Annotated in this window: 25 protein-coding genes; 11 read left to right on the top strand and 14 right to left on the bottom strand. The window is 49.6% G+C overall.

The window, feature by feature from the left end; translation table 11 throughout:
- The first annotated feature begins 49 nt into the window (after window positions 1-49).
- Both QUD54_RS01715 and nspC read left to right on the top strand, forming a co-directional pair.
- On the top strand, window positions 50-1,249 hold the full coding sequence (locus QUD54_RS01715) for a saccharopine dehydrogenase family protein (RefSeq protein WP_286337238.1): 1,200 nt from the start codon (window positions 50-52) through the stop codon (window positions 1,247-1,249).
- Window positions 1,246-2,382 (top strand): carboxynorspermidine decarboxylase, encoded by a 1,137-nt coding sequence (gene nspC, locus QUD54_RS01710; protein WP_286337237.1) that lies wholly within the window; start codon window positions 1,246-1,248, stop codon window positions 2,380-2,382. Before QUD54_RS01715 ends, nspC begins: the two co-directional genes overlap by 4 nt.
- Before the next feature lie 3 nt (window positions 2,383-2,385).
- On the opposite strand, the gene QUD54_RS01705 is transcribed toward nspC, so the two are convergent.
- Complete coding sequence (locus QUD54_RS01705; protein WP_286337236.1) at window positions 2,386-2,670, bottom strand: hypothetical protein; 285 nt, start codon at window positions 2,668-2,670, stop codon at window positions 2,386-2,388.
- A gap of 101 nt (window positions 2,671-2,771) precedes the next feature.
- Here QUD54_RS01705 and QUD54_RS01700 point away from each other — a divergent pair, with 101 nt between their 5' ends.
- Together QUD54_RS01700 and QUD54_RS01695 are read left to right on the top strand one after the other, a co-directional pair.
- On the top strand, window positions 2,772-4,337 hold the full coding sequence (locus QUD54_RS01700) for an FIST N-terminal domain-containing protein (protein WP_286337235.1): 1,566 nt from the start codon (window positions 2,772-2,774) through the stop codon (window positions 4,335-4,337).
- Window positions 4,334-4,891 (top strand): class I SAM-dependent methyltransferase, encoded by a 558-nt coding sequence (locus tag QUD54_RS01695; protein WP_286337234.1) that lies wholly within the window; start codon window positions 4,334-4,336, stop codon window positions 4,889-4,891. The genes QUD54_RS01700 and QUD54_RS01695 overlap by 4 nt, the downstream gene beginning before the upstream one ends.
- On the opposite strand, the gene flgH is transcribed toward QUD54_RS01695, so the two are convergent.
- Window positions 4,888-5,592 carry a flagellar basal body L-ring protein FlgH gene (flgH, locus tag QUD54_RS01690; RefSeq protein WP_406600580.1) on the bottom strand — a complete coding sequence of 235 codons (705 nt, stop codon included), beginning with the start codon at window positions 5,590-5,592 and terminating at the stop codon, window positions 4,888-4,890. The genes QUD54_RS01695 and flgH overlap by 4 nt on opposite strands.
- A gap of 92 nt (window positions 5,593-5,684) precedes the next feature.
- Between flgH and QUD54_RS01685 the strand changes: the two genes are divergently transcribed.
- Window positions 5,685-6,134, top strand: a complete 450-nt coding sequence (locus QUD54_RS01685) for a GatB/YqeY domain-containing protein (RefSeq protein ID WP_286337233.1) — start codon at window positions 5,685-5,687, stop codon at window positions 6,132-6,134.
- 176 nt (window positions 6,135-6,310) lie between these two features.
- Window positions 6,311-6,958, top strand: a complete 648-nt coding sequence (locus QUD54_RS01680; RefSeq protein ID WP_286337232.1) for a phosphoribosyltransferase — start codon at window positions 6,311-6,313, stop codon at window positions 6,956-6,958.
- Between the two features lie 119 nt (window positions 6,959-7,077).
- Here QUD54_RS01680 and trpC read toward each other — a convergent pair whose 3' ends face one another.
- Genes trpC through QUD54_RS01660 form a run of 4 tightly spaced genes read right to left on the bottom strand, consistent with a single transcriptional unit; the run spans window position 7,078 to window position 10,203 of the window.
- A complete protein-coding gene (gene trpC, locus QUD54_RS01675) occupies window positions 7,078-7,869 on the bottom strand; it encodes an indole-3-glycerol phosphate synthase TrpC (protein WP_286337231.1) in 792 nt (263 codons plus the stop codon).
- A complete protein-coding gene (locus tag QUD54_RS01670) occupies window positions 7,866-9,164 on the bottom strand; it encodes a tetratricopeptide repeat protein (protein WP_286337230.1) in 1,299 nt (432 codons plus the stop codon). Before QUD54_RS01670 ends, trpC begins: the two co-directional genes overlap by 4 nt.
- Entirely contained in the window at window positions 9,137-9,523 is a 387-nt protein-coding gene (locus QUD54_RS01665) for a YkgJ family cysteine cluster protein (protein WP_286337229.1), read from the bottom strand. The genes QUD54_RS01670 and QUD54_RS01665 overlap by 28 nt, the downstream gene beginning before the upstream one ends.
- The gene (locus tag QUD54_RS01660) at window positions 9,511-10,203 is read right to left on the bottom strand and encodes a tRNA1(Val) (adenine(37)-N6)-methyltransferase (RefSeq protein WP_286337228.1); all 693 of its coding nucleotides are present in this window, start codon (window positions 10,201-10,203) and stop codon (window positions 9,511-9,513) included. The genes QUD54_RS01665 and QUD54_RS01660 overlap by 13 nt, the downstream gene beginning before the upstream one ends.
- A 47-nt stretch (window positions 10,204-10,250) precedes the next feature.
- Here QUD54_RS01660 and kdsB point away from each other — a divergent pair, with 47 nt between their 5' ends.
- Complete coding sequence (gene kdsB / locus QUD54_RS01655; protein WP_286337227.1) at window positions 10,251-10,964, top strand: 3-deoxy-manno-octulosonate cytidylyltransferase; 714 nt, start codon at window positions 10,251-10,253, stop codon at window positions 10,962-10,964.
- Here kdsB and QUD54_RS01650 read toward each other — a convergent pair.
- From QUD54_RS01650 to QUD54_RS01615, 8 genes are all read right to left on the bottom strand, one after another.
- Window positions 10,958-11,764, bottom strand: coding sequence for an ABC transporter permease (locus QUD54_RS01650; RefSeq protein WP_286337226.1), 807 nt, complete (start codon window positions 11,762-11,764; stop codon window positions 10,958-10,960). The two genes, kdsB and QUD54_RS01650, sit on opposite strands and share 7 nt — an antisense overlap.
- A gap of 3 nt (window positions 11,765-11,767) precedes the next feature.
- Window positions 11,768-13,570, bottom strand: coding sequence for a flagellar hook-associated protein FlgK (gene flgK / locus QUD54_RS01645; RefSeq protein ID WP_286337225.1), 1,803 nt, complete (start codon window positions 13,568-13,570; stop codon window positions 11,768-11,770).
- A gap of 3 nt (window positions 13,571-13,573) precedes the next feature.
- Window positions 13,574-14,002 carry a hypothetical protein gene (locus QUD54_RS01640; RefSeq protein ID WP_286337224.1) on the bottom strand — a complete coding sequence of 143 codons (429 nt, stop codon included), beginning with the start codon at window positions 14,000-14,002 and terminating at the stop codon, window positions 13,574-13,576.
- An 11-nt stretch (window positions 14,003-14,013) separates the two neighbouring features.
- A complete protein-coding gene (locus QUD54_RS01635; RefSeq protein ID WP_286337223.1) occupies window positions 14,014-14,226 on the bottom strand; it encodes a flagellar biosynthesis anti-sigma factor FlgM in 213 nt (70 codons plus the stop codon).
- 63 nt (window positions 14,227-14,289) lie between these two features.
- Window positions 14,290-14,565, bottom strand: coding sequence for a rod-binding protein (locus tag QUD54_RS01630; protein WP_320051548.1), 276 nt, complete (start codon window positions 14,563-14,565; stop codon window positions 14,290-14,292).
- Between the two features lie 17 nt (window positions 14,566-14,582).
- Window positions 14,583-15,644, bottom strand: a complete 1,062-nt coding sequence (locus QUD54_RS01625; protein WP_286337222.1) for a flagellar basal body P-ring protein FlgI — start codon at window positions 15,642-15,644, stop codon at window positions 14,583-14,585.
- Window positions 15,645-15,712: 68 nt separating this feature from the next.
- Window positions 15,713-16,309 carry a 16S rRNA (guanine(966)-N(2))-methyltransferase RsmD gene (gene rsmD / locus QUD54_RS01620; RefSeq protein WP_286337221.1) on the bottom strand — a complete coding sequence of 199 codons (597 nt, stop codon included), beginning with the start codon at window positions 16,307-16,309 and terminating at the stop codon, window positions 15,713-15,715.
- Window positions 16,293-16,655, bottom strand: coding sequence for a hypothetical protein (locus tag QUD54_RS01615; RefSeq protein ID WP_286337220.1), 363 nt, complete (start codon window positions 16,653-16,655; stop codon window positions 16,293-16,295). The genes rsmD and QUD54_RS01615 overlap by 17 nt, the downstream gene beginning before the upstream one ends.
- 175 nt (window positions 16,656-16,830) lie before the next feature.
- On the opposite strand from QUD54_RS01615, the gene QUD54_RS01610 reads away from it, so the two are divergent.
- Genes QUD54_RS01610 through QUD54_RS01595 form a run of 4 tightly spaced genes read left to right on the top strand, consistent with a single transcriptional unit; the run spans window position 16,831 to window position 19,167 of the window.
- Window positions 16,831-17,214 (top strand): FlaG family protein, encoded by a 384-nt coding sequence (locus tag QUD54_RS01610; RefSeq protein WP_286337219.1) that lies wholly within the window; start codon window positions 16,831-16,833, stop codon window positions 17,212-17,214.
- A gap of 46 nt (window positions 17,215-17,260) precedes the next feature.
- Window positions 17,261-17,632, top strand: a complete 372-nt coding sequence (gene fliS, locus QUD54_RS01605) for a flagellar export chaperone FliS (protein ID WP_286337218.1) — start codon at window positions 17,261-17,263, stop codon at window positions 17,630-17,632.
- Window positions 17,629-17,892 carry a hypothetical protein gene (locus QUD54_RS01600; protein ID WP_286337217.1) on the top strand — a complete coding sequence of 88 codons (264 nt, stop codon included), beginning with the start codon at window positions 17,629-17,631 and terminating at the stop codon, window positions 17,890-17,892. Before fliS ends, QUD54_RS01600 begins: the two co-directional genes overlap by 4 nt.
- Before the next feature lie 57 nt (window positions 17,893-17,949).
- On the top strand, window positions 17,950-19,167 hold the full coding sequence (locus tag QUD54_RS01595) for an argininosuccinate synthase (protein ID WP_286337216.1): 1,218 nt from the start codon (window positions 17,950-17,952) through the stop codon (window positions 19,165-19,167).
- The last annotated feature ends 105 nt before the right edge of the window (window positions 19,168-19,272 follow it).

Genomic DNA, 19,272 nt, shown 5'->3' with positions numbered 1-19,272 from the left:
ATGCTATAATGATGTCAATCTATTTTTACCTCCACACAAAAGGATTTTCATGAGCAGAGTGTTGATTATCGGTGCCGGCGGCGTCGGGCGCGTGGTGGCCCACAAGTGTGCGAAAAACAGCGATATCTTCGAGCATATAACGCTTGCCAGCCGAACATTGAGCAAGTGTGAGCAGATCCGCGACGAGATCAGAGAGAAAGAGGGCAAGGAGATCGATGTGGCGCAGGTCGACGCCGACGACGTCGAAGCCCTCGTGCAGCTTATAAAAGAGGTAAAACCCTATGTCGTCATCAATGTCGCCCTCCCCTACCAGGACCTCACCATTATGGATGCCTGTCTGCTGACGGATGTCCACTACCTCGACACGGCCAACTATGAGCACCCCGACACGGCGAAGTTCGAGTACAAGGAGCAGTGGGCCAAAGATCCCGATTTCAAAGCCCATGGCCTGATGGCGCTTCTTGGCAGCGGGTTCGATCCGGGTGTGACCAACGTATTCTGCGCCTACGCCCAGAAACACTACTTCGACGAAATCCACACCATCGACATTCTCGACTGTAACGCGGGCGACCACGGCTATCCCTTCGCCACCAACTTTAACCCCGAGATCAACATCCGCGAAGTCAACTCCAAGGGGCGTTACTGGGAGAATGGCCAGTGGATCGAAACGGAGCCGATGGAGATCAAGATGGTCTGGGACTACCCCGAAATCGGTCCAAAAGAGAGTTATCTTCTCTATCACGAAGAGGAAGAGTCGCTGGTCAGGAATATCAAGGGGCTTAAACGCATTCGCTTCTTTATGACCTTTGGCGAAAGTTACCTCATGCACCTCAAAGTTCTTGACAATATCGGTCTTACCCGCATCGATCCTATCGAAGTGGACGGCTGCAAAGTGATTCCATTGCATGTCGTCAAAGCGTTGCTGCCCGATCCTGCCACTCTCGGCCCCCGTACGAAAGGCAAAACCAACATCGGCGTCGTCTGCGAGGGGGTCAAAGATGGCAAGAAACGCAAAATTTACATCTACAACATCTGCGACCACCAGGAGGCATACAAAGAGGTCTGCGCCCAGTGTGTGAGTTATACGACCGGCGTACCGGCGATGATCGGGGCGAAACTGATGTGTGAAGGTGTTTGGATGAAACCCGGTACGATCAATATGGAGCAGATGGATCCCGACCCTTTCATGGACGAACTGAATAGGCAGGGCCTTCCTTGGCATGTCATCGAGATGGATCCCGGAAAGTGATCGACTTCAGCACAGTTCCAACTCCCTGTTACGTTTGTGAAGAGGTGCTTCTTGAGAGAAATCTCAAGATCCTCGACCGTGTTCAGAAAGAGAGCGGTGCGAAGATATTGCTCGCTCTCAAAGGCTTTGCGATGTGGAGTACCTTCGATCTGGTCGGGAAATATCTCTGCGGTACCAGCGCCAGCGGCCTGCATGAAGCGAAACTCGGACGTGAGGAGATGAACAAAGAGGTACACACCTACTCCCCTGCTTTCAAAGAAGAAGAGATCGAGGAGATTGCAAGAGTCAGCGACCACCTCGTCTTCAACTCGCCGCAGCAGGTGCGAAGGTTTTTGAAAAAGGCCAAAGCGGCAAATCCCGACATCTCCTGCGGTATCCGCGTCAACCCGGAGTTCTCCTCCGCCCCCGTCGACCTCTACAACCCCTGTGGGCTCTACAGTCGCCTGGGAACGACGATTGCCAACTTCGACCCGGCGATTCTGGAGGATCTCGACGGCCTGCATTTCCATGCGCTCTGCGAACAGAATGTCGATGCTCTCGAAGGGGTATTGGCGGTGTTCGAAGAGAGATTCGGCGACTATATCCCCAAGATGAAATGGATCAACTTTGGCGGCGGCCATCACATCACCCGTAAAGATTACGACGTCGACCGCCTCATCGAAGTGATTCGCGGTTTCAAAACACGCCATAACGATGTAACGGTTTATTTGGAACCCGGCGAAGCTGTCGGGTGGCAGACGGGGCCGCTGGTCGCTTCGGTGCTCGATATTGTCCACAACGGTATGGATATCGCCATCCTTGACGTTTCGGCCGAAGCACACATGCCTGACACGCTGGCGATGCCCTATCGGGCCGAAGTGCGCGGCGCAGGCGAGGCGGGAGAAAAGCCCTACACCTACCGTTTGGGCGGCAACACCTGCCTGGCCGGTGATATCATGGGCGACTACAGCTTCGACGAACTGCTCAAAATCGGCGACAAGGTCATCTTCGAAGACCAGATCCACTACACGATGGTCAAAAGCACGACATTCAACGGCGTGCAGCATCCATCCATCGCGATTTGGACGAAAGAGGACGAATTGAAGATCGTTCGGACGTTCGGCTATGAGGATTTCAAAAACAGATTGTCGTGATGGTCAGGCCGGATTGACCTGCCTGGCGATTTCTCCGATCCCCTCTTCCAGTTTTTCCCGGGTTTCGTAGGGAAATATCGAAGGTTTTTTCTCTTTGTCCTTATAATGGACACAGATGGCATAGTGCAGTAGATCGACATCGCTGTTCGCCATTTCGTCGAACCACTCCAGAGAGATCGGTGTGACGGTTCCGTCGGCATATCTGATGATGGCAGCTGGATAGAGTTGACTCACCTTTTCGAGTTCGATTGTTTCGTTTTGTATCTTCAGCGTCACATTTTCCTCCACTTTGGTCTGTTATACTAAACCAAATTGCTTTAAATACCGATTATAAGGTAATTTGATACACATTCTACCCGTCCAGCGGGTTCGGATATTAAAAGGGTCTTATGCAAACATACTCCATCTATTACGAATCGGCTTTGACCTTTCACCTTTTACCGACAGATGAGATAAACAGTGCCAAATCTCTCTTTATTCAGCTCTTCAGCGGCCAAATATCTGAAACGATGCTGGAGAAAGTGTTGCGGGAGATAAAAATCTTTTTTCCAAAAGCCGTTGTGGTGGGTGTCACCACCGATGGAGAGATAAAAAACGAAGCGGTTTCGACCTATAAGACACTCATTACGATCACCACGTTCCAAAAGAGCAAAATCACCTCTTTCGCCATAGAAAACATATCGGAGGAGACCGCATGCCAGGCAGGTGAACTTTTGGCGAAAAAAGTGGCGAGGCGCGATACGAAATTTCTTCTGCTCTATACGGATGGGTTGAAGTTCAATGCCGACACACTTTCACGAGGCTTCTCTCGCGAATCTCGCGATCTTCCCTTTTGCGGCCTGATCGCTGCCGACAACGGAAAGTTTTTCGAAACTTTCGTGCTGCACGACGATCGGATATTGAGAAGCGGTGCCGTCGCTGTCGCTTTTAGCGGAAAGGAGCTGGAAGTGGCGATAGAGCTTTTCGAAGAGTTGGAGATGGTGGGGCCGAAAATGAGGGTGACAAAGGCTTCGGGAAATGTGGTCGAGAGGATCGAGGGAATCCCCGCAGCAACACTTTATCGAAACTACCTCGGAGAAGAGTTCGTGCGCCGGCTTCCCCGCTCGGGCACCGATATTTCACTGGTCGTCGAAGAGGGATCGGAATACTCGGCGAGACAGGCCACCGCTTTGTACGAAGATGGCTCGATACGCTATACGGGTGACGTGCCGGAGGGTTCTTTGTGCCGTTTTGGATATCTCGATTCCGATCAGTTGGCGCTCTCCTCCTGTTGCTTGCCAGAATTTCCATCGGATTCGAAGATCGAAACGATTCAGGTTTTTGCGGATTCGGCCCGCCGAAGAGTGACGGGCAACCTGTTGCGCCGGCAGATCGAGCATTTCTGCAAAGAGGCGGAAGTGATAGGTGTTTGCGGATATGGGGAGATCATCGGCAAAGAGAGCCGCTACAGGCTGCTGAACCAGGCTATGGTCGTCGTCGCTTTTGGGGAAAAAGAGAGTGAGAAGTTCGAAGATGGAATGACTGAGCGATGCATGCCGTGCCAACTGCCGATTCTTGAAGAGGAGACACTTCTTCGTAAAGGTTTGGCACACCTGACCTCTCAGATGCTTGAACAGATGCAGGTCAAGGAAGAAGCGTTACGGGTCTTGATGAATGAAGTCCCCTACGGCATTCTCCTCTATGACGAAGATTTGCAGCTTCAGCACTGCAATGCCATGGCGGAGAGGCTGCTCGGTATCGAGCTCAAACTTGGCGGCAGCCGTGATCTCACTCTGTTGGATAGATGGATCGTCTCACTTTTTCAGGATGGTTTGAAGAGTGAAAAACTCATAAAGGTGGGGCGTCTTTTCGATCCATTGGCAGGGGAAGATATAACCCTTCGCATCAGTACGGTAGGAATCGTGAGCGAGGGAAGAGTTTGTGGAGCGATGGCGATCGTACAGAAGGATGGATGATGATCGAAGACAAGATAAAGTGGAACGATAAATACAAAAGTGCTCCTCCTGCACAAAAACCGAGCCCTCTTTTGCTCGCGTATCTGGAGCGGATCGGCAGAGGAGAGGTTTTGGATATCGCTGCCGGGATGGGGCGGCATGCAAAACCCCTTGCCGCGCAGGGCTGTCATGTGGACGCGATCGAATGGAGTGATCTGGCACTGGAGGCTTTGGAAAAAATTCCGGGAGTCAGTGCCATCGAAATGGATTTGGAAGAGGCATGCGGTCTGAAAAAGAGATACGATGCGATTCTCTGTTTCAACTATCTCAACCGAAACCTCTACCCTCTGATGCTGACACATCTGAAACCGGGGGGATTACTGCTTTTTGAGACGTTTGTCCAGGACGATGCCAACGAGGGAGCGCCGGGGAATCCCTTTTTTTTGCTGGAGAAGAACGAACTTCTGCATGTTTTCTGCTCCCTCTATATCATCGAATACAAAGAGTCGTATATCCGCAAACCGAATGGGCAGAAGGCGCTGATGGCTTCCATGGCCGCACAAAAACTACATTAGAAAGGCCAGATCGATTCAACCGCCTTGGTTCCCCAGTTTCTCTCCGTCGACTCTTTGATATCGCCCTGCGTTTCGTAGAGAATCTTCGCATCTGCAATATATTTCGAGTCGATCTGGTTGGTTTGGGTGATGTCGTTCGGACGTATGACACCGCTTATGTGAAGTATCTGTTTTTGGCCGTCGAGCAGCATCTCCCGTCTTCCGTCGATGAAGTAGTTGCCGTTATCCAAAATTTTGATGATTCGGGCCGATACGGTTGTTGTGAATTTTTCGGTACGTTGATGTGTTCCCGTTCCGTTGAAGCTTGTCGAAGAGTCGATTTGCATCCCGATATTCGTCAGCTTGTTCGCCTGGTTCGCCACATTTGCGAGCAAACCGCCTCCACCGGCTGTCACAACGCCTCCGCCGAGTTTGTCTCCTGTCGTTTTTGAAAGTTTTTTTGTACCGCTGGAAGAGGAGAGTATGTTTTCGTTTATGACGACAGTGACGATATCGTTGACATTCATCGCTTTTTTATCGGAGAAGACGGGGCTGTCTCCTCTTCCGAAGAGACTTCCCGGGTTGTATAGTGCGCTTCTGGGCTCCAAAGGGGGTGTCTGTTCTACATATTTCGGCGGTTGAAAGTCGATTTTTGCGTCTGTTTGGTGGGTACTGCATCCGTTATAGAGCATTAAAAGCGACAATATCGCCAAACTCTCCACTTTTCGCATTCTACTTCCTCGTTTTTGGTATAATTCAGGACCAATTTACCAACAGTCATAGCAAAAACTGTTCCAACCAAAAGGATAGCTCCATGAGTCAACTGAAAGAGAGACTGCAGGCCGATCTCAAAACGGCGATGAAAGAGAAAGACAGCTTCAAACGGGGTGTCATCCGTTTTGTGATGAGTGCGATCAAACAGATCGAAGTGGATGAACGCAAAGAGTTGACCGATGCCGATATCGAAGCGATTATCGTCAAGCAGATCAAGCAGCGCAACGATGCGATAGAACAGTTTCGGGAGGGTGGACGCGAAGATCTCGTCGAACAGAATGAAAAGGAGCTGGAGATTCTGCGAAGCTACCTCCCTGAACCGATGAGCGAGGATGAAGTCCGTGAGATTCTAAAAGAGATCATTGCCGAAACGGGTGCGGAAGGGATGAAAGATATGGGAAAAGTGATGAGTGCCGCGAAAGCGAAAATCGGAAGCCGTGCCGAAGGCAAAGTGATCAACCAGATCGCCAAAGAGCTCTTGAACAGATAATCGACTCTGCGCACTGTATGGTGCGTAAGACCACTGAACTACTTTCGGCGCCAAGCGCATTCAAAAATGGGCTCGCGCGTCCGAACCATGACCGTGCAAACCGCTCTCCAAATAGTTGAAATTTTTCTTAAAATATGCTATATCTTAAGTGAAGATTATTCATTGAAAGGAATAGTATGTTTAAAGACAGAATAGAGGCCGGACAAAAGCTGGCCGATGCACTCGAAACGATAGGGCCGTTTGAAAACCCGATCGTTCTGGCACTTCCCCGCGGTGGCGTGCCGGTGGCGTATGAAGTGGCAAAACGGCTCCATGCGCCGCTCGATGTCATCATCGTACGGAAACTTGGCGCGCCGTTCAATGAGGAGTTCGCGATAGGGGCATTGGTCGAGGGAGAACCGGAGCGTGTCGTTTTGAACGAAGATGCGGTCTACCGGCTCGGTATCGGAAAGTCGTATCTGGACGAAGTCGTCGCGAAAGAGCGTGAAGAGCTGCATCGAAGGCAGCAGCGTTATCGGGGTTCTCAGAATCCGCTTGAAAATCTTGCCGGAAAAACCGTCATACTGATCGACGACGGCATCGCAACGGGGTATACGATGAAAGCCGCGCTGGCGGCGATAAGAGAGCAAAACCCGGCTTCCATCGTCGTAGCCGTTCCCGTGGCACCGTCGGATACGCTTCCGGAGATGGAGCGCCTGGCGGACCGTGTTGTCGTTCTGCAGACACCAGAGCCTTTCTGGGCTGTCGGTGCACACTACGAACGGTTCGACCAGACGAGCGATGAAGAGGTGATCGAATTGCTGGAAAAGGCGAGGCATTCATGATCGTTTTCGACTAAAGATGATAGTTTCGAATGCTTCACCCGAAGAAAGGTCCCCGAGCAAGAGGAGATTTCTTCGCGGACTCGTTCATGAAGAGTGAAGATACTTTCGGGTGAAACCCTCTATACCGTTTCGCCCTTGAGCTTTTTCAATGCACTGGCGATATCGTCCTGGCGCATAAAGTGTTCACCCACCAAAAAAGCGTCAGCTCCAACGTCGTGAAGGTGTTTGACCTGCTCATGTTCATAGATGCCGCTTTCGGCAACGATGATCTTGCTATTGGGAATGAGGGGAATAAGCCGTTCGCTGAGGCTCATATCCATTTCGAAAGTTTCGAGGTTGCGGTGATTGATGCCGATAATATTGGCGCCGGCAAAGATCGCTTTGATGAGGTCCTTTTTGTCGTGTATCTCCACCAAAGCCTCCATGCCCAGATGCCACGTATATTCGAGTAGCTCTTTTAGCTGTTTGCGCGTGAGCGCTTTCGCGATGAGCAGGACGAAGTCGGCACCGTAGACGAGTGCTTCGACGAGTTGATATTTGTCGATGATAAAATCTTTCCGCAGAAGCGGCATCGGGACGTAGCGGCGGATCTGTGTCAGGTATTCGATATCCCCTTTGAAGTAGTGGGGTTCGGTCAATATCGAGAGCGCATCCGCTCCGCCCTCTTCATACGCTTTGGCGATCGTCAGCGGGTCGAAATCTTCGCGGATCACCCCTTTCGATGGGCTCGCTTTTTTGATTTCGGCGATAATGCGATAGGGATTTTCTTTCGTCGACTTCAATACTTTATGGACATCTCTTGGTGGAAAAGGGTTGTAGGCAAGCGAACGTCCGAGCCATTCGAGCGGAAACTCCTTTTTTTTACGTTCCAGATCGACTTTTGTACGGGCGATTATTTCATCGAGAATCACTTTTTTCTACTCCTGCATTTTTGAATTTTGTTCCAGTGGCTCTTGATCTCTTCATCTTCGAGACCGAGTTTCTTTATGACCTTTTCCATTTCGCTATACGCTTTTTTGCACTCACCGAGCTTGTAGTGCCCCCATGCCAGCGAGTCTATATAGAAAGCGGAGTCAGGTTCGAGTTTCAGCGCTTTTTTCACGAGTTCTATCCCCCACTGGACATCGATGTCATGATCGATGAGCAGATAGCCCAGATAGTTGTAATAGAGTGGATCGCTCACACCCTCTTTGAACGCTTTCGAAAGATTTCGAATCACTTTCGCCAAGAGTTTCGGATCATCTTTCTTTGGGGCGGCTTCGTAGAGCAGGATTCCGTACTCCGCCAGCCACACCGGGTCGAGCGTCTCGTCGTAGAGGCGTTTTGCCAGTTTCGCGGCCTTGTCGAACGTTTTTGTCTGTTTGTAGATTGCCAGAAGAAGATTGTCGTCGGCACCGGAAGATTCCAACAGCTTCACAGCTTTGCCGAACTGTTTCTGATAGGCGTAGATTTCCGCCGCTTTCTGGGCATATTCCGTCGCTCCCGTCGAGTCGTAGAGACGTGCATAGACCGATGCAAGACTCTCCAGGTCGTTGTTTCGCCGGTATAGTTCAGCCAGAAAAACGCATACCCGCTCGCCACATCCGATCATCTTGCTGTGTGTTTCCAGCAGCTGGATCGTTTTTTGGGGATTCTTGAGTTTATGGTACAGGATGGATGCCATTTTGACGACACTCTCGTCATCGTGGTGACGGATATAGTAGCTGTTATAGGTATCGTAGGCTTTTTGAAATGCGCCGTTTAGAAGATAGATCGATGCGACCAGATCGATATCCTGAATATTGTCCGGTTCGAGTGCAAGGGCTTTTTTCGCACTTTCGAGTGCTTCGTCGACTTTTTTCAGCTTCAGGTCCGTCACTGCGAGGAGGCGGTAGAGTTCGGCATTCTTCGGGTATCTCTTCAGCAGGGTGGTGAGTTGTCTGTACGCCTCTTCGTATTGCTGCATGCCGATGAGCAGTTTGAGCGCTTCGATTTTGTATTCGAGATTTTCGGTCTTTTTGTAAAGCTCTTCAAACAGAACATAGGCGTTGGCATATTTGCCGTGGTCTTTGTAGTAAAGGGCATGGATGATGTAGTCATACTCATATTCGAATGGTTTGACATGGCTTTTTGGATTGCCCTCCTCTGCCGGAGGATTCACCGTTTTTGAGGAACATCCGGTCAACAGAAACAGTGCAATCAGGAGTGTGGACAGATACCTGGACATTCTTTTTTCAATTCCTCTTCGTTTTCTTTAAAATAGTCCCAAAACGGAAAAGTCCTGCACTGCAGGGGGCGGACAGGATAGATGGTACAGCGCCGTTTTTCCCGGTCGTAGAAAATGCAGTCGTACTCACCTTCGACAACCACCTTTTCTTTGATACTGAAACGATACCCTACTTTTTCCAAGTAGCGCTTAATGAATTCGTCGCTGCCCATTTTTAAAAAGGCCGCCATCTCGGGAATCTTCTGGACCGGTACCCAGATATGGCCGCTTTCGCCTATACAGCAGTTGCCTGCACATGTTTCACACGCTTTCGGGTCGAAAGCGTAACCGAAGCCCTCTTTTTCAATCAAATCTGACATTTTATCGTATGTGTCCCCGCTCTTTTGAAAATCTCCTGCGCTTCCGGCATGTAGCGATCCCCCTCGAAGACGATAAAAGGCGGCAGAACCCTGCTTTTGGATCTCGAACCTCTTCTCGCATGGATCATCACCAGCTTGGCGGGACGGTCGGCTTTCGGATGAACGAAGCGAATATCCTCGGCCCGAAGGGCGACTTTTTCGAGCGTCACCAGAAGTTCGGGGAGCTGCGATGCATCGTAGCAGAAGATGAAGTGTCCCCGAGGCAGTAACAGCGAAGCCACCTTTTTGAAAAAAGGTTCGATCGGAAGGTGCGTGTTATAACGGCAGGCATTGATATGGCTGTTCCGGCTCTGGACGACATCTCCATGGTAAAAAGGGGGATTGGAGACGATGAAGTCGAAAGGTTCGCCTCCTTGGTATTCGAGAAAATCGCTTCGGAGAAGGTTGGCTGTAATCTTGTTGGTTTCAAGATTTTTTTCCGCAAGTGAAGCCATCTTCTCCTGCTTCTCTATCATCGTGAGTTCGATGGGAAAGTCACGTGCTAACAGCAGGCCGATGACTCCGACACCGCTCCCTACGTCGAGCACTCTTCCTTTGGGCGAAAAAGATGCGGCGAAATCATAGAGAAAAATGGAGTCGCTGTTGAAACAGTAGCCGTCCTGCGGTTGGTAGAAAAGCAAATGTAGCGCCTTTTTTTGATAAAATTATAGCAAAAAAGGTTGGACCGATGATTATTATCCCTGCACGTTTGGGCTCGACACGTTTTCCGAAGAAAGTATTGGCGGAGATAGGTGGTGTTCCTATGGTTGTGGCCACGGCTCGTGCAGTCGCATCGGTCGACGATGTCGCGGTGGCAACCGATGCGGAAGAGGTTCTCGAAGTGTGTAAAGCGCACGGTGTCAAAGCGGTCATGACGAGCAGCGAACATCAAAGCGGTACGGATCGCATCAACGAAGCGGCGGCTCGTTTGGGACTTGACGAGAGTGAAATCGTCATCAACGTGCAGGGAGATGAACCTTTCATCGAAGCGGATGTTGTCGAAAAACTGAAAAAGCTGGTCCACGCCTACCAAAACGACAGCCGCGTTATGATCTGCTCCGTTTACAAAGCGATCGCAAAAGAGGATGCGATCGATCCGAATCTCGTCAAAGTGGTGACGGATGAGAGTGGATTCGCCCTCTACTTTTCAAGAAGCATCATTCCCTACGACAGAGATGGTGGATTTGACGGATATAAAGGGCATCTGGGTCTTTATGGCTATACGAGAAAGATGCTCGGACGTTTTTGCAGTCTGCCGCACGCCCCGCTTGAACATATCGAAAAGCTGGAACAGTTGCGTGCACTTTCGCACGGCTATGCGATCGCGATGACGGAAGTGGAAACGAAGAGTTTCGGCATCGATACAAAAGAAGATCTGGAGCGTGCGCTCGGTCGTTACTGACCGATCACCTCTTTTTGATTCGTCCTGCTTTGCAGATAATCCGAAATCTGCATCAGCGAGAAAGTGACAAGAAAGATCATCAGGCCCGGAAAGAAACTGATCCACCATGCAATCTCCATCACCTCTTTCCCTTCACTTATCAGACTCCCCCAGCTCATCTGCGGAGGCGTAATACCGAGACCGAGGAAGCTGAGTGCACTCTCACTCAAAATCGCACCTCCCACACCGAAAGTGAAACTGACGAAAAAGATAGGGGCCAGCAGAGGGGCGAAATATTTAAGAATGATTTTGGTCGCAGGTATCCGGGCGATTTTGAGAATCTTGATAAAGGGTTTTTCTCCAATGGAAAAACTTTCTGCCCGGATCATTCTCGCCATTGTCATCCATCCTGTTACCGAAATAACGAAAATGAGAACCCAGACCGACGCTTCGACATAGCTGACGAGCGCCAGTAGCAGAAAGAATGTCGGAAACGTCAAAAAGAGGTCGACAAGTATGACGAAACTTTTGTCGACCGCCCCTCTGAAAAACCCCGCTGTGATGCCGATGATCAGTCCGAGCATCGAAGCGATGAGAGCACTTCCTATACCGATAATCAAAGAGACTCTACCCCCTTGCATCAAACGTGCGAGCAGATCGCGGCCCAGGCGATCCGTTCCTAACGGATGCTCGGCCGACGGGGGAAGAAGAAGTGTTTCAGGGTGCAGGTCAAAGGGACTGACGGTGTAGAGTAGCGGTCCCATAAAAGAGAACAGAAAAAGGGCGACAAGCAGTCCCAGGCTGATACAAGGGCATCGCATCGTCTACTGTTTGATTCCCAGCAGTGTCTGAATCATCTGATCGATGGTCGTAATGACTTTCGCACTTGCGCCATAGCCGGTCTGATACTTCATGAGATTGGTCAGCTCTTCGTCGAGATCGACTTTGCTGATACTGTCGAATTCGTTGACGACAGCGTTGAGAAGTGACTGGGATGTCTCGGCGGCCGAATGGACCGCCGCAGTCGTATTCGCAACGTTTGTGACACTCATTCTGAAAAATCCGCTTAGTGTCTCTTTCGCGAAATGGGTGTTTGAATCTGCAGGTTTGTAAAAGTCGATCTTTTTATACTGCAGTTCGATCATACTGTTGGCCATACGGTTGTCTCCGGAAATCGGCGCAGCGTTTCCTCCTATCCTGGTCGGATTGCCGTCGAGCGATTTGTTGAGCGTGATATTTTTTGCATCACTGCCGTCAAAAAAACGTTCGAGCCCCAATACGCCTGCAAAGAGCGTCGGATTTTCCGGATCGGCCTCCTCGATCGCAAAGGTATACCCCTCTCTGGCTTTGGTGGAGTCCATGGAGATTTGAAATGTTCCGTCGGCCGATGCCGTGAGATAATTGTCGACATCGTTGCCCTTCAGATTGTCTCCATTGTCGTCGATATCCGCATCTTCGATCCGTGCGGCGATCTCCCCGTAGGTCATCTCCGGGGTGAGAACGATCTCTCTTTTTGCGACTTCATTGCCGTCGATATCGTATATTTTGACGAAAAAGGACCCTTCTTCGATCGGGAGTTCCGATTCCGGAATGGTCTGATTCGGTGCAATTTCGGTACTGCCGCTCATCTGGGTCGTCGCGTGTGCGGCATAGAGGTTGTTTGTATTGAAAATCAGACTCGATGCAAAGCTGTCGAGTTCATCCAGAATTTGCTGAATGTCGCCATCCCGAAGCGAAAGTATGGCTCCGACTTTTCCACCATGAATATAGTCGGTGATATCGAATTTGACATAATCCTGCCGTTGGTAGTAGACGTCGCTGAATCCGCTGCCTTCGGGCCTGTCGAGGACCAGAGGGTGAAACGTGTTCCCATCCACGAAGGAGGAGCCCCCGATGCTCAGGTGATATTCGCCTCCAGATTCGATGAGATGCCTGTCTGTCGTCATGTCCGGCTTCATTTCACCTTTCGAAACGGCGATGTCGACCAGTTTGCTCAGTGCCAGCTCGAGTTTGTCCCGCTGGTCACGCAGATCGTTGGCATTGTCCCCTCCGGCTTCGTCCGTGTTGATGCGGACATTGAGTTCCGCGATCTGTTTTCCGAGTCTGTTGATTTCATCGATGGAGGTTTTTAGCTGGTCGTCCAGCCTAGTCTGGACCGAGGCGATCTGTGCCCGTGTATCGCGGATGGTGGCGGTAAAGGTTCTCGTCTGCTGCGCGAGATTGGTTTTCAATGCACTGTCGTCGGTGTTTTTGGAAAAATCGTTCCAGGCATCGAAGTAATCCTGCATACCGTTATAGATGCCGTTTTTGTCGATTTCCGGAAAATAGCTGGATATTTCGTCCATTGTCTCCTGGCGCAGTTGATTGTACTCATTGCTGGTAGACGAGTTTTTGAGGCGTTTGTAGACGAATTCATCGTGAACCCGGACGATTTCCGTGATTTTCGCACCCAGGCCGATATCGCCGGGAGTTGTATTGAGCGGTGTGTTCGGTTCGATGACCACACGCTGGCGCGTGTAGTCGGGGTTTTGTGCATTGGCGATATTGTGGCCGGTCGTATCGATCGCGATTTGTGAAGTTTTAAGGCCGCTGTAGCCGATATTGAGAGCGTTGAAGATGGAGGCCATCGTTTATGCCCTTACTTCGATAAGTGAAGCTGCCTTGGCATTTTTGCCGGTGTATCCATCTTTCTCTATCGGAAGCATCTCTTCATAGAGCGCATTGTAGAACTCTCCGACGGTTATGACGAAGCGTGCATAATAGCGATTGATCTCCTGCAGCTCTTCGAGTTTCGTGCGAAGTTCTTCGAGCTGCCGGCGAATATCTTCTCCAAGCAGCTCTTCCAACTCACTATCCGGATTCGTTTTGACGATATTGGTGATCTCGTTGTCGATCAAGGATTTTCTGTTTTCGAACGTCAGAAGCGTATGCTCCTTCGTTTTGATGCGGTCGAACATCTCGTCGTGTCTTGCCGCCTTGATATCGTCAATATCCATCTGTGTCAGATTGATCAAGGTATCGAGATCTTCCAGTGCCTTGTCCAGGTAGTGTTTCAGCATGATTTCCCTTTTTATTCGGGCTTGAGCTCCTGTGCCATTCTGGTTGCCGTGGCATCCAGATCGATGGAGTATTCTCCGTTTTCGATCTGCTTTTTCAGTCCGTCGACGCGGTTTTGCTGCTCAAGCGCCTGTTTTTCGATGTTTTTTGCGTTCTGCACATCATTTTTTTGCGTATCGTTGTTAATGATCGTTCCACTGTTCTGGGAACCGATATTTCGTATCATTCTGCATCCTTTTGCCGTTGATAGAATCTTCTTAATTATACTATCGGCAAAATTTCGTCTTTGTTAAGAATTTTTTTCTACTAGATAATTAAACAAAAGCTCGCTGTATCCAAAGTTGCCACTGAGCTGTTTGCTTCTTTCGTCGTTCATCATCGATCTGTAGATATCTCTGCCCGGGTCTTTGGGTAGCAGATGGTCATCCGTCTGCATCGCTTTGTCCAGAAGCATTTTGAGAACGATCGCTTCAAAAGCGTCCGTCTGCTCCTTCAGCACCGCTTTTTCACTCCCTCCGGTATTGGGGAGAGGTCGTTGATATTCGTTGATATGAAGTTGATTCATCGTTCCTCCTCCTTATTTTATATGATCTGTAGGTCGGCGTGGATGGCACCGGCGTTTTTCATCGCTTCCAGGATGGAGATGATATCTTTTGGAGAAGCACCCAGCTTCTTCAGGGAGCGTGCGATATTTGCGACTGTCGTCGCTCCATTTTTTGTCACGATCTTGTTGTTGTCCGGTTGGAGCTGCAGATCGTTTCCGATATTGACGCCATTGCTCCCTTTTTTCAAAGATGGGAGAGTACGCTGTTCTTCAATCTGTATCGTAATGTCTCCATGTGTGATCATGACCGGTTCGACTTCGATATCGACACCGGATACGATCGTTCCGGTACGTTCGTCGATGACGATACGCTGCCTGTTACTATAGTCGATAGAGAGGTCGCCGACTGTCGCGAGGAATTCGATCATGCTCATTCGCTGCGGTTTTTTTAGACGAATGGTTCTGGCATCGACGGCTATGGCGACATGCTCTTTGTAAAACCGGTTGAGAATGTTTTGAATGGCGACGGCATTTTTGAAATTGGCTTCTTTGAGGCTCAGTGTCGCCTGTCTCTGTGAATAGAGGTCGAACGCCACTTCCTGTTCCACAAGTGCACCGGCAGGTATACGCCCGGCCGTGGCGTGGTTGAGCGTTCCTGTCCCTCTGCCGTTGCGGCCGCCTATCGTCACCGATCCCTGTGCCAACGCATAGATCCGTCCGTCGACACCTTTGAGAGGTGTCATCAGCAGTGTACCCCCTTCGATCGATTTGGCATCGCCGATTGACGAGACGACGACATCGATTTTGTCTCCCTGTCTCGCAAAAGGTGGAAGTGTCGCCGTTACCATGACGGCTGCGACGTTTTTCGATTTGATGTCTTTCGGATCGAGTTTGACATTCATGCTCTGAAGCATGTTGGCGATTGTCTGAAGGGTGAATTTGGAGGTGGTACCGTCACCGGTTTTGTTGAGGCCTACGATAAGTCCATATCCGATAAGCTGGTTGTCCCGTACGCCAATGATATTGCTGATCTCTTTGATCTTGACGGCATGACCAAGCAGTGGAAAAAGCAGTAGCAGAAAAAATAGCGTTCGTCTCAATGGAAACCTTTCGCTCTGTTTTGTAACCGGTTAGATCGGTTATCGTCAACAAAGCAAATAGCGTTCCACTATTTTGGCGAGTAGTAACTGAGTGAGCTTTTCCCGAATTTCTTGAATTTCACTTTTTCAAAAGCACCGACTGTCTCGGGAAACGGTACTTTCGTCATATGCTCAACGATGATCATATGGATGACTTTTGGGTCGATCGATCTCATCAACTCGATGACTTTGCTGTAGATATCTTCATGCCCTTCTCGTATCGAAAAAGGCGGGTCGATATAGAGATACGTTTTTTCGCCGCTTCTTTCGAGGTCATACAAAATGGTTGGCACTATCTCAAAGGCATCGCCGAAACGGATATCACACCGTTCTTTGTCGATACTTTCACAGTTGTTGCGAAGGGTTTTCACCGCATCACGGTCCAACTCGACAAACCATGCCCGTTTGGCACCTCTGCTAATCGCTTCCAGCCCTACAGATCCACTGCCGCCGAACATCTCGATAAAGTTACGGTCGATCAGATCGAATTGCAGGGTGTTGAAAAGCGACTCTTTGAGACGGGCTTTCGAACTTCTCGTAACCGTCTTTGCGGGCAGAGAAATTTTCTTTCCACGGTATTTCCCTCCGATAATCTTCGTCGTCAATGTTTTATCGTCTCTTTTCATAATGCTCTTTGATAAGGGATGTCAGTTCCTGTACGAAACTGCGTGTGGCCACTTCGATCTTCTCCTCAAGGGAGGGATCCTCTTCGATCGTGAAAGCCCGAAGCGCTTCTTTGTTTCGATAATTGTGAAGCTTCTCTTCCAATCTGATCATGAGTTGTGATCTTGAAAAAGGTTTTTTCAGGTCCGCATCGGCATCGAGCCCGATACGCAGAACAGGGAGTTTGGTGTGTACGGGATGGTCGGAAACTATGATTTGTGCCTGATGTTCGGGGACGAGAAAATTTTTGAGAAATTTTCTCAAACTTTTTTCGATCAGTATGGAGTGGCACTGCAAGGCTATTTTCACCTGAAACTCTCCTTTTTTCCAAAACAAGCGTCAGCAAAAATTCCTTTCACTGACACTTCGCCCTGTGGCGGGGAATGCCCCGCCGCCAGTAGATACGACATTATAATCGAAATGCCCTAAACAAATTTTGAATGCATCCGATACTTCTACAGAGCATCATTTGAAGGATTCAACGATGGAAATATTTAATACTATGCGCTCCCAACAGCCGCAGCCGACAACGTCTCATGGCGTCGGGAACGCTCATAAAACGGTGTCGCAGACACAAAAATCGTCTCAGCAGATGGCACGGGAAGAGGTGCAACAGAGCGAACGGAAAGCCGATACGCAAAAATTGAAAAAGCAGCTGCAGGAGATCACCGACCAGCTCAACAAAGAGATGAATCCGCTCAATACCAGTATACGATTCGGTTTCAACGACAAAGTCGAAGAGATGTACGTTTCGGTCATCGACACAAGTACGGATCAGGAGATACGCAAAATCCCTTCGGAAGAGGCGATGCGCCTGGCGGCCAAAATGCGTGAGCTTGTCGGGATGATTTTCGACAAAAAAGGTTAAAAAACTTTTTGCAAGGATGCAAAAAATAGATGAAAAAGGATTTGAAATGACTGCAGCTGCTGCATATAGCACATATACACAAAACAATATTCAGATTGAGTCTCCTGAAAAGCTGATCGAAATGTTATATGAGGGCATTATTCGTTTCTGCTCTCTGGCCAAAAAATCGATCGAACTCGGTGATATCGAAAAACGCGTCTACTGGACCAACCGTGCGGTTGCCGTCTTTATCGAGCTCATCAACTCTCTGGACGCCAAAAAAGGGGGTGAGGTCGCAATCTATCTGGAGGGGCTGTATAACCAGCAGATCAAATTTTTGAATGAGAGCAATTTGGAAAACAGTACGGAAAAAATCGATATCGTTTTGCATGTGACGCGTGAATTGCTCGAAGCGTGGCGTGAAGTCACCGGAAAATGATTCGTTGGCATGAGGCGTTCAAAATCGCTCTGATCGAAGAGAATGAGCGAGAGCTCGTCTCTTTGCTCGAGAAGATGCCGAAATTTGAACATCTCGATGAAATGGAGTCGGCACTCGCTTTGATAGCGGAAGCGAAACAACTTTTCGAAATAAAAAAAAAGCAGCTTCTGGACGAGATGAAAAAAGTCCGAACCGCAAAAAAATTTCTGACTAACTCGGAAGAGACCTTTTCCGAAAAAAAACTGGACGTTCACTCATAATCTTTTCAACTCTTTTTGGATAAAATCAACCCAAATTTCTCTCAGAGGTAAAAACGTATGAAAAAAGAGGTCAAAAAAGTCGTTCTCGCCTACTCCGGCGGACTCGATACCAGTATTATCCTCAAATGGCTTCAGGATGAGTACAACTGCGAAGTTGTCACGTTTACAGCCGATATCGGACAGGGTGAAGAGGTCGAACCGGCACGGGAAAAAGCGCTTAAACTCGGCATAAAACCGGAAAATATCTTCATCGAGGATTTGCGTGAAGAGTTCGTTCGCGACTATGTTTTTCCGATGTTTCGCGCCAATGCGATCTATGAAGGGGAATACCTCCTGGGAACGTCGATCGCACGCCCGCTGATCGCGAAACGCCAGATCGAAATCGCCAAATTGACCGGTGCCGACGCCGTCAGCCACGGTGCGACCGGCAAAGGGAACGACCAGGTGCGTTTCGAACTGGGATACCTGGCGCTCAACCCGGATATCACGATTATCGCCCCCTGGAGAGAGTGGGATCTCAACAGTCGCGAAAAGCTTTTGAAGTTTGCCGAAACCCACGGTATTCCGATCGAAAAGCACGGAAAAAAGTCACCCTATTCGATGGATGCGAATCTGCTTCATATCTCTTATGAAGGCGGAATTCTCGAAGATCCGATGAACGAACCCGAGGAGGATATGTGGCGATGGACGGTGAGTCCGGAAAACGCTCCCGATACCCCCGAGTATATTACGATCACCTACAAAAACGGAGATCCGGTCGCGATCGACGGAAAAACGTTGACACCGGCGGAAATGTTGACGCAGCTCAACGAATATGGGAAGAAGCATGGCATCGGACGTCTTGACATCGTCGAAAACCGCTATGTTGGCATGAAGAGCCGAGGTTGCTACGAGACACCGGGTGGGACGATCATGCTCAAAGCACACCGTGCCATCGAATCGATCACACTCGACCGCGAAGAGGCACATCTCAAAGATGAGTTGATGCCGCGTTATGCGAAACTCATCTACAATGGCTTCTGGTTCGCACCGGAGCGGGAAATGTTGCAGGCCGCGATCGACAGTACGCAGGGCAATGTCAACGGCGACGTACGTTTGAAGCTCTACAAAGGCAATGTAACCGTTGTGGGACGACAATCACCCAATTCGCTCTTCAATCCGGAGTTCTGTACTTTTGAAGAGGATACCGTCTATAACCAGAAAGATGCAGAAGGGTTCATCCGCCTCAATGCGCTCCGTTTCATTATCGAGGGGCACGCTCGGAAAAAACAGTGACACGCGTATCCCACTGTGCGAGCGGTACGGGCGAAACGGCATGCGCTCGCGCATCCGGGAAGCCCGGCTTGCCAAAAAGCGATGAAAAGCTTTCCTTCAAAACAG

The organism is Hydrogenimonas cancrithermarum (genome assembly GCF_030296055.1).
In the GTDB taxonomy this organism is placed as follows: Bacteria; Campylobacterota; Campylobacteria; order Campylobacterales; family Hydrogenimonadaceae; genus Hydrogenimonas; species Hydrogenimonas cancrithermarum.
This window is presented reverse-complemented; position numbering and strand designations above follow the sequence as displayed.

What these genes read in the sequence shown, in the direction of transcription:
- QUD54_RS01715 (WP_286337238.1), top strand. Translation starts at nt 50, where the DNA reads ATGAGCAGAGTGTTGATTATCGGTGCCGGCGGCGTCGGGCGCGTGGTG.
- flgK (WP_286337225.1), bottom strand. Translation starts at nt 13,570, where the DNA reads ATGGCCTCCATCTTCAACGCTCTCAATATCGGCTACAGCGGCCTTAAA.
- QUD54_RS01695 (WP_286337234.1), top strand. Translation starts at nt 4,334, where the DNA reads ATGATGATCGAAGACAAGATAAAGTGGAACGATAAATACAAAAGTGCT.
- QUD54_RS01685 (WP_286337233.1), top strand. Translation starts at nt 5,685, where the DNA reads ATGAGTCAACTGAAAGAGAGACTGCAGGCCGATCTCAAAACGGCGATG.
- QUD54_RS01670 (WP_286337230.1), bottom strand. Translation starts at nt 9,164, where the DNA reads ATGTCCAGGTATCTGTCCACACTCCTGATTGCACTGTTTCTGTTGACC.
- QUD54_RS01640 (WP_286337224.1), bottom strand. Translation starts at nt 14,002, where the DNA reads ATGCTGAAACACTACCTGGACAAGGCACTGGAAGATCTCGATACCTTG.
- QUD54_RS01595 (WP_286337216.1), top strand. Translation starts at nt 17,950, where the DNA reads ATGAAAAAAGAGGTCAAAAAAGTCGTTCTCGCCTACTCCGGCGGACTC.
- QUD54_RS01600 (WP_286337217.1), top strand. Translation starts at nt 17,629, where the DNA reads ATGATTCGTTGGCATGAGGCGTTCAAAATCGCTCTGATCGAAGAGAAT.
- QUD54_RS01630 (WP_320051548.1), bottom strand. Translation starts at nt 14,565, where the DNA reads ATGAATCAACTTCATATCAACGAATATCAACGACCTCTCCCCAATACC.
- QUD54_RS01680 (WP_286337232.1), top strand. Translation starts at nt 6,311, where the DNA reads ATGTTTAAAGACAGAATAGAGGCCGGACAAAAGCTGGCCGATGCACTC.
- rsmD (WP_286337221.1), bottom strand. Translation starts at nt 16,309, where the DNA reads ATGAAAAGAGACGATAAAACATTGACGACGAAGATTATCGGAGGGAAA.
- QUD54_RS01700 (WP_286337235.1), top strand. Translation starts at nt 2,772, where the DNA reads ATGCAAACATACTCCATCTATTACGAATCGGCTTTGACCTTTCACCTT.
- QUD54_RS01635 (WP_286337223.1), bottom strand. Translation starts at nt 14,226, where the DNA reads ATGATACGAAATATCGGTTCCCAGAACAGTGGAACGATCATTAACAAC.
- fliS (WP_286337218.1), top strand. Translation starts at nt 17,261, where the DNA reads ATGACTGCAGCTGCTGCATATAGCACATATACACAAAACAATATTCAG.
- QUD54_RS01665 (WP_286337229.1), bottom strand. Translation starts at nt 9,523, where the DNA reads ATGTCAGATTTGATTGAAAAAGAGGGCTTCGGTTACGCTTTCGACCCG.
- kdsB (WP_286337227.1), top strand. Translation starts at nt 10,251, where the DNA reads ATGATTATTATCCCTGCACGTTTGGGCTCGACACGTTTTCCGAAGAAA.
- QUD54_RS01650 (WP_286337226.1), bottom strand. Translation starts at nt 11,764, where the DNA reads ATGCGATGCCCTTGTATCAGCCTGGGACTGCTTGTCGCCCTTTTTCTG.
- QUD54_RS01610 (WP_286337219.1), top strand. Translation starts at nt 16,831, where the DNA reads ATGGAAATATTTAATACTATGCGCTCCCAACAGCCGCAGCCGACAACG.